Annotated in this window: 10 protein-coding genes and 4 tRNA genes; all 14 read left to right on the top strand. The window is 62.4% G+C overall.

The window, feature by feature from the left end; translation table 11 throughout:
• Nucleotides 1-249 precede the first annotated feature (249 nt).
• The 14 genes from ABGX75_RS06980 to rpoC all read left to right on the top strand — a co-directional run bounded on the left by ABGX75_RS06980 (nt 250) and on the right by rpoC (nt 14,697).
• Nucleotides 250-1,230 carry a biotin--[acetyl-CoA-carboxylase] ligase gene (locus tag ABGX75_RS06980; protein WP_347410927.1) on the top strand — a complete coding sequence of 327 codons (981 nt, stop codon included), beginning with the start codon at nt 250-252 and terminating at the stop codon, nt 1,228-1,230.
• Complete coding sequence (locus tag ABGX75_RS06975) at nt 1,227-2,066, top strand: type III pantothenate kinase (RefSeq protein WP_011505715.1); 840 nt, start codon at nt 1,227-1,229, stop codon at nt 2,064-2,066. The genes ABGX75_RS06980 and ABGX75_RS06975 overlap by 4 nt, the downstream gene beginning before the upstream one ends.
• Nucleotides 2,067-2,172: 106 nt before the next feature.
• A tRNA-Tyr gene (locus tag ABGX75_RS06970) sits at nt 2,173-2,256 on the top strand.
• A 49-nt stretch (nt 2,257-2,305) separates the two neighbouring features.
• Nucleotides 2,306-2,379, top strand: a tRNA-Gly gene (locus ABGX75_RS06965).
• 8 nt (nt 2,380-2,387) lie between these two features.
• Nucleotides 2,388-2,462: transfer RNA gene (locus tag ABGX75_RS06960), tRNA-Thr, on the top strand.
• A gap of 121 nt (nt 2,463-2,583) precedes the next feature.
• A tRNA-Trp gene (locus tag ABGX75_RS06955) sits at nt 2,584-2,659 on the top strand.
• A gap of 71 nt (nt 2,660-2,730) precedes the next feature.
• Nucleotides 2,731-3,099, top strand: coding sequence for a preprotein translocase subunit SecE (gene secE, locus ABGX75_RS06950; RefSeq protein ID WP_011505716.1), 369 nt, complete (start codon nt 2,731-2,733; stop codon nt 3,097-3,099).
• Between the two features lie 8 nt (nt 3,100-3,107).
• Nucleotides 3,108-3,641 (top strand): transcription termination/antitermination protein NusG, encoded by a 534-nt coding sequence (gene nusG, locus ABGX75_RS06945; RefSeq protein ID WP_011505717.1) that lies wholly within the window; start codon nt 3,108-3,110, stop codon nt 3,639-3,641.
• Between the two features lie 102 nt (nt 3,642-3,743).
• Nucleotides 3,744-4,175, top strand: coding sequence for a 50S ribosomal protein L11 (rplK, locus tag ABGX75_RS06940; RefSeq protein ID WP_011505718.1), 432 nt, complete (start codon nt 3,744-3,746; stop codon nt 4,173-4,175).
• Between the two features lie 2 nt (nt 4,176-4,177).
• Nucleotides 4,178-4,870 (top strand): 50S ribosomal protein L1, encoded by a 693-nt coding sequence (gene rplA / locus ABGX75_RS06935; protein WP_011505719.1) that lies wholly within the window; start codon nt 4,178-4,180, stop codon nt 4,868-4,870.
• Between the two features lie 263 nt (nt 4,871-5,133).
• Entirely contained in the window at nt 5,134-5,637 is a 504-nt protein-coding gene (gene rplJ / locus ABGX75_RS06930; RefSeq protein WP_011505720.1) for a 50S ribosomal protein L10, read from the top strand.
• An 86-nt stretch (nt 5,638-5,723) separates the two neighbouring features.
• A complete protein-coding gene (gene rplL / locus ABGX75_RS06925; RefSeq protein WP_011505721.1) occupies nt 5,724-6,098 on the top strand; it encodes a 50S ribosomal protein L7/L12 in 375 nt (124 codons plus the stop codon).
• A gap of 227 nt (nt 6,099-6,325) precedes the next feature.
• A complete protein-coding gene (gene rpoB / locus ABGX75_RS06920) occupies nt 6,326-10,402 on the top strand; it encodes a DNA-directed RNA polymerase subunit beta (protein ID WP_035415397.1) in 4,077 nt (1,358 codons plus the stop codon).
• A 77-nt stretch (nt 10,403-10,479) separates the two neighbouring features.
• Nucleotides 10,480-14,697 carry a DNA-directed RNA polymerase subunit beta' gene (rpoC, locus tag ABGX75_RS06915; RefSeq protein ID WP_011505723.1) on the top strand — a complete coding sequence of 1,406 codons (4,218 nt, stop codon included), beginning with the start codon at nt 10,480-10,482 and terminating at the stop codon, nt 14,695-14,697.
• The last annotated feature ends 117 nt before the right edge of the window (nt 14,698-14,814 follow it).

The following is a 14,814-nucleotide window of genomic DNA, read 5'->3' as shown; positions in this document are numbered from 1 at the left end:
GCAGTGAAACCGCTCAGCGCCGATGGTAGTGTGGGGCCTCCCCATGCGAGAGTAGGTCATCGTCAGGCATTTATCCCGGAAACCCCCGTTGGCCCAGGCCAGCGGGGGTTTTTTCGTGGGCGGGTGGCGCGCCGTTTGTCGGGGACAGCTCCCGCACGGCCGCCGATTTGTTGCGCTTTGGTCGGGCACGCTCCCCCGGCGAGCCGCATTTCGTTAGAATGTCGTTTTTTCCCGACGGGGACGACCGGAATGACGATTGGCGACTTGATTCGTCTGCTGAGCGACGGCGAGTACCACTCCGGCGAACAATTGGGCGAAAAGCTCGGCGTGTCGCGCACCGCAGTGTGGAAGCAGCTCAAGAAGCTGGAATCCATGGGGCTTCAGCTCGAAGCGGTCAAAGGGGTGGGATACCGTCTGACCGCACCGTTGGACCTGCTTTCCGGCCCGGCCATCATAGAAAGGCTGCCGGCGGAGCCTCGTCATCACCTGACGCGCCTGTTCGTCGAAGACGAGCTCGTGTCGACGAACAGCTTCCTGCGCGAACGTTTCCAGCAGGGTGCCGGACATGCCGAGGTATGCTTGGCGGAGAGCCAGACCGCTGGCCGAGGCCGGCGTGGACGCGACTGGCTCTCCCCGTGGGGACGTGGCCTGGTGTTTTCGCTGGGGTGGCGTTTCGACGAGGGGGCCTCGGCGCTGGAGGGCTTGAGCCTGGCGGTCGGCGTGGTATTGGCGGAAGTGCTGGAGCAGCTTTCGGCACCGGTGGCGCTCAAATGGCCCAACGACGTCCTGCTGTGTCGAGAGCAGGGACCTGCCAAGCTGGCAGGCATACTGCTGGAGGTCAGTGGTGATGTGGCCGGTCCTTGCGAGGTGGTGATCGGCATCGGGCTCAACGTCGAGCTCCCCGACAGTCTTCGCGAGAGCGTGGATCAGCCCATCGCGGCATTGCGCGACGTAGTGCCGAGCGTCTCGCGGAATGCCCTGGCCGCCTCCTTGATCGAAGCCCTGCTGGGCATGCTGCCGCGTTTCGAGACGCATGGTTTCGAGCCATGGCGTGATGCATGGAATCGTCGCAATGCCTATGCAGGGCAGGAAATCGATGTCCACCAGGGCACGCAGGCCTATGTGGCGGTGGCCGAGGGGGTGGATGATACCGGCAACCTGCGCGTCAACGTCGACGGACAAGCCCGGCTCCTGGCCGGTGGTGAAATCAGCCTGCGCCTACGCTCATGATTCTGGACCTGGATATCGGCAATACGCTTTCCAAGTGGCGCCTGAAGGATGTCGCAAGCAGCGAGATCCGCTCACGCGGTGCCGTGTGGACGCGCGAGGAGTGGCGCCCGGGTGCCGACATACCGGACCTCGATGTGGTCGAGGCGGTACGGATATCGAGCGTGGCTCGGGCCTCGGTGCTGCGCGATACGGTGGCGCTGTTGCGTCGGCAGGTCGGCGCCGTGCATGTCGCGCGCTCGACGCCGGAGGCCCTGGGCGTCAGCTGCGGGTATGAAGAGCCCGCCCGCCTGGGGGTCGATCGCTGGATGGGAGTGCTCGCCGGCTATCAGCTGACGGGCGGTTGCTGTAGCGTCGATTGCGGCAGTGCGATCACCATGGACTTCGTGCTGCCCGGTGGCCGTCACCTGGGGGGGTACATCATTCCCGGGCTGCGCTTGATGAAGGAAAGCCTCAAGTTGGGGACGCGCAACGTGGCCATCGATCCCGACAGCGAGGCGGACGAGCTGCTGGCCCCCGGCCGCAATACCGTCGAGGCGGTCAATCACGGTATCTACATGTCAGCGGTGAGTGCCGTCAATCGTATCTACAGTGAAGTGTGCGATCGCGAGGGTGTGGCGCTACCGCTGTTGCTCACGGGCGGGGATGCACGGGTCGTGTCGCGGGGACTGCGTGTCCCTCATGCGATATGGCCCGACATGGTCTATGCAGGACTCGAAACCTGCTTCCCGATGACGGCCGCCGAGCGTGCCGGGCGACTGTCCGGTGCGCCGCCCCCGCCGCCAGCGCCGCCATTGGAAAAAGTGCGTGCCAGCCTTGCATTCTCGATGCTGCTTTGACACAATGCTGCGCGTTTCGGGCCGACGGAGTCGCGGCGAGAGAAAAAGCATTGTAAAATAAGTGCTTGACACATCTCTCAAAAGCCGTAGAATTCGTCGCCACGTTGGAGGGGTTCCCGAGTGGCCAAAGGGAGCAGACTGTAAATCTGCCGCGAAAGCTTCGAAGGTTCGAATCCTTCCCCCTCCACCAGATTTGATGCTTGATCGTCAGCCTGTGGACGCAAGCGAAGAGTGGGCAGGCGGGCATAGTTCAATGGTAGAACCTCAGCCTTCCAAGCTGATGATGCGGGTTCGATCCCCGCTGCCCGCTCCAAGTTGAATGCTCATGTAGCTCAGGGGTAGAGCACACCCTTGGTAAGGGTGAGGTCGACGGTTCAAATCCGTCCATGAGCTCCATAATTGGCGAGAGTCTCTCGCTCAGGTGTTACACAATTGGGTTGCCTTCCTAGTTGTCGTTAGCTATCATGGCGCGCGCTGTAGCAAATGCGCTGCCAGCAAGCGTCAGGTTGCAGAGTATAGGCCAGTAGCTCAATTGGCAGAGCAGCGGTCTCCAAAACCGCAGGTTGGGGGTTCGATTCCCTCCTGGCCTGCCAGCCTTCCTCAGCGCTGGTTCTTCCTTTATTCTTTCTTGTTACGCTTGCCGCGCCTTTAGGAGTCCCTTTCCATGAAACAAAGCGCCGAGGTGCAAGGGTCGCGCTACGATGTCGCCAAGTGGGCGCTCGTCGTCATTCTTGTCGTTCTGGCGGTGGCAGGCAATGCATATTTTGCCGATCAAGCGCTGCTGTATCGCGTGCTGGGCGTCGTGGCACTGGGTGTTGCCGCCGCTGCGGTCGCCTTGACCACCACCAAGGGGCGTGCCCTGGCCGAGCTGGCACGTGGTTCTCGCAAGGAGATTCGGCGCGTGGTATGGCCGACGCGCCCCGAGACCATCCAGACAACCGCCATCGTCCTGGTCGCCGTGCTGCTGGTCGGCATCATGCTGTGGCTGATCGATACGCTTCTCGGCTGGATCATGTCCGGCATCATAGGTTAGGAGTTTTCATGTCCAAGCGTTGGTACGTCGTCCACGCCTACTCCGGCTTCGAAAAGCATGTGATGCGCTCCCTGATGGAGCGCGTCAAGATGTATGGCATGGAAGACCAGTTTGGCGAAATTCTGGTGCCGACCGAAGAAGTCGTCGAGATGCGCGATGGCAAGCGCCGCAAGAGCGAGCGCAAGTTCTATCCCGGGTACGTGCTGGTCGAGATGGAAATGACCGATGCGTCCTGGCACCTGGTGAACGAAACGCCACGCGTGATGGGGTTCATCGGCGGTACGCCGGAAAAGCCGGCGCCGATCACGCAGAAGGAAGCCGATGGCATTCTGCGTCGTGTGCAGGATGGCACGGACAAGCCGCGCCCCAAGACGTTGTTCGATCCGGGCGAGACCGTGCGTGTCGTGGATGGCCCCTTTGCCGACTTCAACGGCGTCGTGGAAGAGGTCAACTACGAGAAGAGCCGTCTGCAGGTCAGTGTGCTGATCTTCGGGCGTTCCACGCCAGTGGAGCTCGAGTTCGCGCAGGTCGAGAAAGACTGAATTCAATGCGCCGGCTTTCGTGAGCCGGTGCATGTCGTGGAGGCCTCCGGGCCTCGCTGAACCGGGGAGCCGCAAGGCGCTAACACCCAACTGGAGTTAAACATGGCGAAGAAAGTACAGGCCTATATCAAGCTGCAGGTTGCAGCGGGCAAGGCCAACCCGAGTCCCCCCGTGGGCCCCGCGCTGGGTCAGCACGGCGTCAATATCATGGAGTTCTGCAAGGCGTTCAACGCCGAGACCCAGGATATCGAGCCCGGACTGCCGACACCGGTCGTCATCACGGTCTATTCCGACCGCAGCTTCACCTTCATCACCAAGACGCCGCCGGCGGCTGTGCTGTTGAAGAAGGCAGCGGGTATCAAATCCGGCTCCGGCGTGCCGAACAAGACCAAGGTCGGTACCGTGACACGCGAACAGCTGGAAGAGATCGCCAAGACCAAGGAGCCCGACTTGACGGCTTCCGACCTTGATGCGGCTGTCCGCACCATTGCAGGCAGTGCCCGTAGCATGGGCCTCAACGTGGAGGGTCTCTGATCATGGCCAAGCTTACCAAGCGCGCGCAGATGCTCCGCGAAAAGGTCGACACGTCCAAGGTCTATAACCTGGAAGACGCCGTCGCTCTGCTGTCCGAAGTGTCTACGGTCAAGTTCAAGGAATCCGTCGAAGTCTCCATCAACCTCGGCGTCGATCCGCGCAAATCCGACCAGGTCGTGCGTGGCGCTACCGTCATGCCCAACGGCACGGGCAAAGATGCCCGCGTTGCCGTCTTCGCGCAGGGCGCCGCCGCTGACGCCGCGAAGGAAGCCGGTGCCGATGTGGTCGGCATGGAAGACCTGGCCGAAGAAGTGAAGAAGGGCAACCTGGACTTCGATGTCGTGGTCGCCGCTCCCGATGCCATGCGCGTCGTCGGCCAGCTGGGTCAGATCCTCGGCCCGCGCGGCCTGATGCCGAACCCCAAGGTCGGCACCGTGACGCCCGATGTCGCCACGGCCGTCAAGAACGCCAAGGCGGGTCAGGTACGTTTCCGTACTGACAAGAACGGCATCATCCATGCTGCGATCGGCAAGGTCGATTTCGATGCCAGCGCCATCAAGGGCAACCTGGATGCACTGGTGGGCGACCTCAAGCGTCTCAAGCCCAGCACGTCCAAGGGCGTCTACTTCAAGAAAATCACCCTGTCCACTACCATGGGGCCAGGGCTGACCGTGGATCACAGCGCTTACGTGTGATTCCCGGTAACAGGCAGTAACTTTGCGGTCCCCGTGCGCGACGTCAAGGCGTGACGGCGGGGCACCGTCAAAGACCGCAGGTGCCGTGCTTCGTGCGCGAAGCCGGCTTAATCGACCTGAAAAGGTGCCTGCGCAGATGGTGTTGCCGCCAGTCTTCTGGTGAGCACCATCACCCAGGCCCCCCACCGCCGCAAGGACCGGAGGGGGGAGATGGTAACCACCGGAACGCCCGGCAGGGCTTCCGGCACGAAGGAGTGATCACTGTGCCACTAGCACTCGAAGGCAAGAAAGCGATCGTTGCCGAGGTCAGTGAAGCCGCACAAGATGCGCTCTCCGTCGTCGTTGCCGATTCTCGTGGTGTGGCTGTCAGCGCGATGACCGAATTGCGCAAGCAGGCACGCGAGAATGGCGTGCAGGTCCGTGTTGTGCGCAACACCCTGGCACGCCGCGCCCTCGAGGGCACTCCCTGGGAGTGCCTGAACGAGACCTTCTCGGGCCCGACTCTGTTGGCCTTCTCCTATGAGCACCCGGGCGCTGCCGCTCGCTTGTTCAAGGAGTTCGCCAAGAACGAGAAGGACTTCGAGGTCAAGGCGCTGGCATACGAAGGCGAGTTCATCCCGGCTTCCGAACTCGACCGCCTGGCGACGCTGCCGACTCGCGACGAAGCCATCGCCAAGCTGATGTCCGTCATGAAGGAAGCATCGGCCGGCAAGCTGGTTCGTACTCTCGCTGCGTTGCGTGACCAGAAACAGGAAGAAGCCGCCTGATCGGCGAGCCTTCCGACACTCTGGCACGAACCCTGTATCAATGAGCCCGCTGATCGCGAGGCTCCCGCAAAGTTAGGAATGTGACAATGGCACTGACTCAAGAAGACATCATCAACGCCGTCGCCGAAATGTCCGTGATGGAAGTGGCTGAACTGATTTCCGCCATGGAAGAAAAGTTCGGCGTTTCCGCTGCTGCAGCCGTCGTGGCTGGCCCGGGCGCTGGTGGTGAAGGCGAAGCTGCCGAAGAACAGACCGAATTCGACCTGGTGCTGACCGGCGCTGGCGACAAGAAGGTCAACGTCATCAAGGTGGTCCGCGAGATCACCGGGCTGGGCCTCAAGGAAGCCAAGGGTGCCGTCGACGGCGTCCCGGCGACCCTCAAGGAAGGCATGTCCAAGGAAGATGCCGAAGCAGCCAAGACCAAGCTGGAAGAAGCTGGCGCATCCGTGGAACTCAAGTAACTTCGGTGACCATGGCTCTACGCGCTGCGTAAGCTTCATGGCTGGCGGCGGGCTCTCCCGCTGCCGGCCTTTTTCTGTTGCTGCTAGCCAGAATGCCACGTGTCTGACTAGACGAATTCCGACGGCGAGCTCTTTTGGGGGCTTGCCGTCAGCGCCTGACGGGGAGTCCCTTCAGGCGGCGCCGACCACGCACCGGTCACCCAAGGTGAACAAGCTGGGGAATACAGATGGCTTACTCATACACTGAGAAAAAACGCATCCGCAAGGATTTCGGCAAACTGCCCCAAGTGATGGATGTGCCTTACCTGCTGGCCATTCAGCTTGATTCCTACTTCGACTTCCTCCAGCAGGACCGGGCGATCGAAGAACGTCTCGACGTCGGCTTGCATGCTGCTTTCAAGTCCGTGTTCCCGATCGAGAGCTTTTCCGGCAATGCCGCTCTCGAGTATGTCAGCTATCGCTTTGGCACCCCGGCGTTCGACGTCAAGGAATGCCAACTGCGTGGCGTGACCTATTCGGCGCCGCTGCGGGTCAAGGTGCGCTTGATCATCTATGACAAGGACTCGTCCACCAAGGCGATCAAGGACATCAAGGAGCAGGAAGTCTACATGGGGGAAATCCCCCTGATGACCGAGAACGGTACCTTCGTCGTCAACGGTACCGAGCGCGTCATCGTCTCCCAGCTCCATCGCTCGCCGGGTGTGTTCTTCGACCACGACAAGGGCAAGAGCCACTCGTCCGGCAAGCTGCTGTACTCCGCGCGTATCATTCCGTATCGCGGTTCCTGGCTGGATTTCGAGTTCGATCCCAAGGACAACGTCTACGTGCGTATCGACCGTCGCCGCAAGCTGCCGGCCACGGTGCTGCTGCGTGCGCTGGGCATGAGCGCCGAGGAGATCCTCGAGACATTTTTCGACACCAGCACCTTCCATATCGAGAAGTCGGGCTTCAGTGTCGAACTGGTGCCTTCGCGGCTGCGCGGTGAAACGGCCACCTTCGACATCAAGGATGGCGAGGGCAACCTCATCGTCGAGGAAGGTCGCCGGATTACCCAGAAGCACATTCGCCAGATGGAAAAAGCCGGCCTCGAGCGTCTCGACGTGCCGATGGAGTACCTGTTCGGCAAGACCCTGGCCAAGGATCAGGTCGATCCGAACACCGGCGAGCTGGTCTGCGAATGCAATACCGAGATCACCCCCGAGCTGCTCGAGAAGATCGGGCAGGCGGGGATCACGACGCTCGAGACGCTGTATACCAACGACCTCGACACGGGGCCGTTCGTCTCCGATACGTTGAAGATCGACACCACGCACTCTCAGCTCGAGGCGTTGGTCGAGATCTATCGCATGATGCGTCCCGGCGAGCCGCCCACCAAGGAAGCGGCCGAGACGCTGTTCCACAACCTGTTCTTCACCGAGGACCGTTACGACCTCTCGGGCGTCGGTCGGATGAAGTTCAATCGCCGCCTGCGCCGTGAAGGCGACACGGGCTCCGGCGTGCTCGACAACCAGGACATCCTCGATGTCATGCGCGAGCTGATCAATATCCGTAACGGCTTCGGCGAAGTCGACGATATCGATCACCTGGGCAACCGCCGCATCCGCTGCGTCGGCGAGATGGCCGAAAACCAGTTCCGCGTGGGCCTGGTGCGCGTCGAGCGTGCGGTCAAGGAGCGTCTCTCCATGGCGGAGAGCGAAGGCCTGATGCCGCAGGACCTGATCAACGCCAAGCCGGTGGCGGCCGCGGTCAAGGAGTTCTTCGGCTCCAGCCAGCTGTCGCAGTTCATGGACCAGAACAACCCGCTTTCCGAGGTCACGCACAAGCGTCGCGTGTCCGCGCTCGGGCCAGGTGGTCTGACCCGCGAACGCGCCGGTTTCGAGGTCCGCGACGTTCACGCGACCCACTATGGTCGCCTGTGTCCGATCGAGACGCCTGAAGGCCCCAACATCGGCCTGATCAACTCGTTGGCGACCTACAGTCACACCAACAGCTATGGTTTCCTCGAGACGCCGTATCGCAAGGTGGTCGACCGCCAGGTCACCGATGAGGTCGTGCATCTGTCGGCCATCGAGGAAGGCGACTTCATCATCGCCCAGGCTTCGGCCACGGTGGATGAGTCCAACAAGCTGACCGACGACCTGGTGCAGGTCCGCCACAAGGGCGAGACGACCTTCATGGCACCAGACAAGGTCACCCTGATGGACGTCTCGCCGCGTCAGGTGGTGTCCGTGGCGGCGGCGCTGATCCCGTTCCTCGAGCACGATGACGCCAACCGCGCCCTGATGGGCTCGAACATGCAGCGTCAGGCGGTGCCGACCCTGAAGGCGGAAAAGCCTCTGGTGGGGACGGGCATGGAGCGCTTCGTGGCACGCGACTCCGGTGTCTGCGCGGTAGCCCGGCGTGGCGGCGTGATCGACTCCGTCGATGCCAAGCGCATCGTGGTGCGGATCAACGAGGACGAGATCATCGGCGGCGAAGCGGGCGTCGATATCTACAACCTGACCAAGTACGTGCGCTCCAACCAGAACACGTGCATGAACCAGCGTCCGATCGTGCGTCCCGGCGATGTAGTGGCGCGCGGCGACATCCTCGCCGACGGTCCGTCCGTCGACATGGGGGACCTGGCGCTGGGTCAGAACATGCGCATGGCCTTCATGCCGTGGAATGGCTACAACTTCGAGGACTCGATTCTGATCTCGGAGCGTGTGGTCGAAGAGGACCGCTTCACCAGCATCCACATCCAGGAGCTGACCTGTGTGTCGCGTGACACCAAGCTGGGCGCCGAAGAGATCTCCTCGGACATCCCCAACGTCGGTGAGGCGGCACTCGGCAAGCTCGACGACGCGGGCATCGTCTATATCGGTGCCGAGGTCGGCGCGGGCGACATCCTGGTGGGCAAGGTCACGCCCAAGGGCGAGACCCAGCTGACGCCGGAGGAAAAGCTCCTGCGTGCGATCTTCGGCGAGAAGGCGTCCGACGTGAAGGACACCTCGCTGCGTGCGCCGACCGGGATGAAGGGTACGGTCATCGACGTGCAGGTCTTCACCCGTGACGGGGTCGAGAAGGATTCGCGTGCGCTTTCCATCGAGCAAAGCCAGCTCGACGAAGTGCGCAAGGACCTTCAGGAAACCTATCGCATCGCCGAAGAGGCGACTTTCGAGCGTCTCAAGCGCGCCCTGATCGGTCAGCCGGTCAACGGCGGGCCCAAGCTCAAGAAAGGCGACACCCTCGACGAGGCTTACCTCGACGAGCTGCCGCGCAGCCAGTGGTTCAAGCTGCGCATGCAGGACGAGTCGCTCAACGAGCTGCTGGCCCAGGCCGACGAGCAGCTGGAGAACCGTCGCAAGGAGATGGACGAGCGTTTCGAGGACAAGAAGCGCAAGTTGACTCAAGGCGATGACCTGGCGCCGGGCGTGCTCAAGATCGTCAAGGTCTACCTGGCCGTCAAGCGTCGCATCCAGTCCGGCGACAAGATGGCGGGCCGCCACGGCAACAAGGGTGTCATTTCGTCGATCATGCCGATCGAGGACATGCCGTTCGACGATAACGGCGAGCCTGTCGATGTGGTGCTCAACCCGTTGGGCGTACCGTCGCGCATGAACGTCGGTCAGATTCTCGAGACCCACCTGGGCATGGCCGCCAACGGCCTCGGGGTCAAGATCGACCGCATGCTGCGTGATGCGCGTCAGCAGCAGGTCGCCGAGATTCGTGACTTCCTGGGGCAGGTGTACAACACCGCCGAAACGCGCCAGGAGGATATCGACTCGCTCAGCGATGACGAGATCATCACGCTGGCCAAGAACCTGCGCAGCGGCGTGCCGGTCGCGACACCGGTGTTCGACGGGGCCAAGGAGCATGAGATCAAGCATCTCTTGACCCTGGCCGACCTGCCGGATTCCGGTCAGATGACGCTCTACGACGGGCGTACGGGCGATGCCTTCGATCGCCAGGTGACGGTGGGCTACATGTACATGCTCAAGCTCAACCACCTGGTCGACGACAAGATGCACGCGCGTTCCACCGGTTCGTACTCGCTGGTCACTCAGCAACCGCTGGGCGGCAAGGCGCAGTTCGGTGGCCAGCGCTTCGGCGAGATGGAGGTCTGGGCGCTGGAAGCCTACGGCGCGGCCTACACCTTGCAGGAAATGCTGACCGTCAAGTCCGACGACGTGGAAGGGCGTACCAAGATGTACAAGAACATCGTCGACGGCGACCACTCGATGCAGGCGGGCATGCCGGAATCCTTCAACGTATTGGTGAAGGAAATCCGCTCGCTGGGTATCGATATCGAGCTGGAAGGCTGAGCGTCTCACGCTGACGAATGACGGTCCGCGGGGCCTGCGGGCCCCGCTCATGACAACTCCGCTACGGAGCCGACCCCATGAAAGATTTGGTGAAAGTCCTCAAATCGCAGGCACAGTCCGAAGAATTCGACGCGATCAAGATCACGCTCGCGTCGCCGGACATGATTCGCTCGTGGTCTTACGGCGAAGTCAAGAAGCCTGAGACCATCAACTACCGTACGTTCAAGCCCGAGCGTGATGGCCTGTTCTGCGCCAAGATCTTCGGTCCGGTCAAGGATTACGAGTGCTTGTGCGGTAAGTACAAGCGCATGAAGCATCGTGGCATCATCTGCGAGAAGTGCGGCGTCGAAGTGACCAAGGCCGCCGTGCGTCGCGAGCGCATGGGGCACATCGAGCTGGCCGCCCCGGTCGCGCATATCTGGTTCCTGAAATCGCTGCCGTCGCGCATCGGCATGTTCCTCGACATGACCCTGCGTGACATCGAGCGTGTGCTGTATTTCGAAAGCTTCATGGTCATCGATCCGGGCATGACCACGCTGGAGCGCGGCCAGCTGCTCAACGACGAGCAGTATTTCGAAGCCCTCGAAGAGTTCGGCGACGACTTCGATGCCCGCATGGGTGCCGAGGCGGTTCAGGCGCTGCTCAACGACGTCGATCTCGACGAGGAAATCGAGCGCCTGCGTGAAGAGATTCCGCAGACCAACTCCGAAACCAAGATCAAGAAGCTTTCCAAGCGCTTGAAGCTGCTGGAGGCCTTCCAGAAGTCCGGAAACGATCCGGCCTGGATGATCATGGAGGTGCTGCCGGTACTGCCGCCGGACCTGCGTCCGCTGGTGCCGCTGGATGGCGGTCGTTTCGCGACCTCGGATCTCAACGATCTGTACCGTCGCGTCATCAACCGCAACAACCGCCTCAAGCGTCTGCTCGACCTCAATGCGCCGGACATCATCGTGCGCAACGAGAAGCGCATGCTGCAGGAATCCGTCGACGCATTGCTCGACAACGGTCGCCGTGGTCGTGCCATCACCGGTTCCAACAAGCGTCCGCTGAAGTCGCTCGCCGACATGATCAAGGGCAAGCAGGGTCGCTTCCGTCAGAACCTGCTGGGCAAGCGTGTCGACTATTCCGGCCGCTCGGTCATCACCGTCGGTCCGACGCTGCGTCTGCATCAGTGCGGTCTGCCCAAGAAGATGGCGCTGGAGCTGTTCAAGCCGTTCATCTACTCCAAGCTGCAGGCGGGCGGTCAGGCGTCCACCATCAAGGCGGCCAAGAAGATGGTCGAGCGCGAACTGCCGGAAGTGTGGGACATCCTCGCCGATGTCATCCGCGAGCATCCGGTGCTGCTCAACCGCGCGCCGACGCTGCACCGTCTGGGCATCCAGGCGTTCGAGCCGCTGTTGATCGAAGGCAAGGCGATTCAGCTGCACCCGCTGGTGTGTGCCGCCTACAACGCCGACTTCGACGGCGACCAGATGGCCGTTCACGTGCCGTTGACGCTGGAAGCCCAGCTCGAGTCGCGCACCCTGATGATGGCCACCAACAACGTGCTGTCGCCGGCCAACGGCGAGCCGATCATCGTGCCGTCCCAGGACGTGGTGCTTGGGCTGTACTACATGACGCGCGAGAAGATCGGGGCGCCGGGCGAAGGCATGGTGTTCTCCAACCTCGACGAAGTCGAGCGTGCATTCGGTACCCAGTCGGTGTCGCTGCATGCACGGGTGAAAGTGCGTCTGACCGAGTACGATCGCGACGAAGACGGAGGGGAGTGGACCTCGAGCACCAAGATCCATGACACCACGGTCGGGCGTGCCTTGCTGTACCGCATTCTGCCCAAGGGCATGCCGTTCGAGCTGGTCGACCAGCCGATGAAGAAGAAGGCGATCTCCGGGCTGATCAACGCCGTGTATCGCCGTTCCGGTCTCAAGGACACGGTGATCTTCGCCGACCAGTTGATGTATACCGGCTTCCGTCTGGCGACCTGGTCCGGCGCTTCGATCGGTGTCAACGACTTCGTCATCCCCGACTCGAAGAAGGAAATCGTCGACGGGGCCGAAGAGGAAGTGAAGGAAATCGAGAACCAGTTCTCCTCGGGCCTCGTGACGGCCGGCGAGAAGTACAACAAGGTCATCGATATCTGGTCCAAGGCCAACGACAAGGTGGCCAAGGCGATGATGGCGGGCATTTCCAAGGAAACCGCCATCGATCGCGAAGGCAACGAAGTCGAGCAGGACTCGTTCAACAGCGTCTTCATCATGGCGGACTCCGGGGCGCGTGGTAGCGCTGCCCAGATCCGTCAGCTGGCGGGCATGCGCGGTCTGATGGCCAAGCCGGACGGCTCGATCATCGAGACCCCGATCACCGCCAACTTCCGTGAAGGCCTGAACGTCCTGCAGTACTTCATCTCGACCCACGGCGCACGTAAGGGCCTCGCGGATACGGCGCTGAAAACCGCCAACTCCGGTTACCTGACACGTCGTCTGGTCGATGTCTCGCAGGACCTGGTCATCACCGAAGAAGACTGCGGCACCGAAGACGGTCTGACGCTGCATCCGGTGATCGAGGGCGGTGATGTCATCGTCTCGCTGGCACAGCGCGTGCTGGGTCGCGTCGTGGCCCAGGATGTCGTCGATCCGGCGACCGACGACGTGTTGATCGCGCGTGGCACGCTGCTCGATGAAGCCTGGTGTGCGCGTCTCGACACCATGGGCGTGGACGAGATCGTCGTGCGCAGCGCCATCACCTGCGAAACCGCGCATGGCGTCTGCTCGGCGTGCTACGGGCGCGATCTGGCGCGTGGCCACCAGGTCAACGTCGGTGAGGCCGTGGGCGTCATCGCCGCGCAGTCCATCGGCGAGCCGGGCACCCAGCTCACCATGCGCACGTTCCACATCGGTGGTGCGGCATCGCGTGCCTCGGCGGTGGATAGCGTGCAGGTCAAGCATGGCGGCACGGTGCGTCTGCACAACATCAAGCACGTCGAGCGCAGCGACGGCAAGCTCGTCGTCGTCTCTCGCTCCAGCGCCCTGGCCGTCGCCGACGAGCATGGTCGCGAGCGCGAGTACTACAAGCTGCCGTACGGTGCCGAGCTGTCGGTGCGTGACGGTGACATGGTCGAAGCGGGAACGCCGGTCGCCAAGTGGGATCCGCACACTCACCCGGTCGTCGCCGAGGTCGAGGGCAAGGTCCAGTTCAGCGATATGGAGGAAGGTCTGACCATCCACCGTAGCGTGGACGAGATGACCGGCCTGTCGAACATCGAGGTGATCGAAAGCGCCAGCCGTCCCGCCTCCGGGCGTGACAAGCGCCCCATGATCATGCTGCTCGACGAAAACGGCGGGCATGTCACGTTGCCGGGCTCCAACACGCCGGTTCAGTACATGCTGCCGGGCAAGGCGATCATCTCGGTCGAGAACGGCGGCCAGGTGGGCGTTGGCGAAGTCATCGCGCGCATCCCGGTGGAAGCGTCCGGCAACAAGGACATCACCGGGGGTCTCCCGCGTGTCGCGGATCTGTTCGAGGCGCGCAAGCCCAAGGAACCGGCCATCCTCGCCGAGGTCACAGGTACCATCAGCTTCGGCAAGGAAACCAAGGGCAAGCGTCGTCTGACGATCACCCCGGAAGAGGGCGATCCGCTCGAGATGCTGATCCCCAAATGGCGTCAGATCGGGGTGTTCGAGGGCGAGACCGTCGAGAAGGGCGAGGTCATCTCCGATGGTCCCAGCAACCCGCACGACATCCTGCGTCTGCTGGGCGTGGCCGAGCTGGCCAAGTACATCACCGCCGAGATTCAGGACGTCTATCGTCTGCAGGGCGTGGTGATCGATGACAAGCACATCGAGGTCATCGTGCGCCAGATGCTGCGCAAGGTAGAAATCACCGATTCCGGGGATTCTTCCTTCATCACGGGTGATCAGGTGGAGTTCGTCCGCGTGCTCGAGGAGAACCAGCGCCTGGCTCAGGAAGACAAGTTTCCGGCCAAGTACGACCGGCTGCTGCTGGGTATCACCAAGGCAAGCCTGGCCACCGAGTCGTTCATCTCCGCGGCTTCGTTCCAGGAGACCACGCGCGTGCTCACCGAGGCCGCCGTCACCGGCAAGCGCGATTATCTGCGCGGTCTCAAGGAGAACGTCGTGGTGGGTCGCCTGGTGCCGGCCGGCACGGGCCTGGCCCACCATGCCGAACGCCGCCGCCGGCGCGAGGATCCCGAGAGCACGGCCAACCCGTCGGCCTTCGACGTCGAACAGGAGCTGGGTGCCCAGCTTACCGCGTTGGATGCCGAGGACGACGACCTCTAGGTGTGACGCCGCCAGGACCGGCGCCCACGCGGCGCCGGACTTGACGCGGCTCCCCGCCAGACATTAGAATGCGCAGCCTTTAACAGTGGGGTGGGTGCGTCCTGTCGCATTGTTGAA

It is taken from the genome of Chromohalobacter sp. (genome assembly GCF_039830575.1).
GTDB classification, from domain to species: Bacteria; Pseudomonadota; Gammaproteobacteria; order Pseudomonadales; family Halomonadaceae; genus Chromohalobacter; species Chromohalobacter israelensis.
This window is presented reverse-complemented; position numbering and strand designations above follow the sequence as displayed.

What these genes read in the sequence shown, in the direction of transcription:
- ABGX75_RS06980 (WP_347410927.1), top strand. Translation starts at nt 250, where the DNA reads ATGACGATTGGCGACTTGATTCGTCTGCTGAGCGACGGCGAGTACCAC.
- ABGX75_RS06975 (WP_011505715.1), top strand. Translation starts at nt 1,227, where the DNA reads ATGATTCTGGACCTGGATATCGGCAATACGCTTTCCAAGTGGCGCCTG.
- secE (WP_011505716.1), top strand. Translation starts at nt 2,731, where the DNA reads ATGAAACAAAGCGCCGAGGTGCAAGGGTCGCGCTACGATGTCGCCAAG.
- nusG (WP_011505717.1), top strand. Translation starts at nt 3,108, where the DNA reads ATGTCCAAGCGTTGGTACGTCGTCCACGCCTACTCCGGCTTCGAAAAG.
- rplK (WP_011505718.1), top strand. Translation starts at nt 3,744, where the DNA reads ATGGCGAAGAAAGTACAGGCCTATATCAAGCTGCAGGTTGCAGCGGGC.
- rplA (WP_011505719.1), top strand. Translation starts at nt 4,178, where the DNA reads ATGGCCAAGCTTACCAAGCGCGCGCAGATGCTCCGCGAAAAGGTCGAC.
- rplL (WP_011505721.1), top strand. Translation starts at nt 5,724, where the DNA reads ATGGCACTGACTCAAGAAGACATCATCAACGCCGTCGCCGAAATGTCC.
- rpoB (WP_035415397.1), top strand. Translation starts at nt 6,326, where the DNA reads ATGGCTTACTCATACACTGAGAAAAAACGCATCCGCAAGGATTTCGGC.
- rpoC (WP_011505723.1), top strand. Translation starts at nt 10,480, where the DNA reads ATGAAAGATTTGGTGAAAGTCCTCAAATCGCAGGCACAGTCCGAAGAA.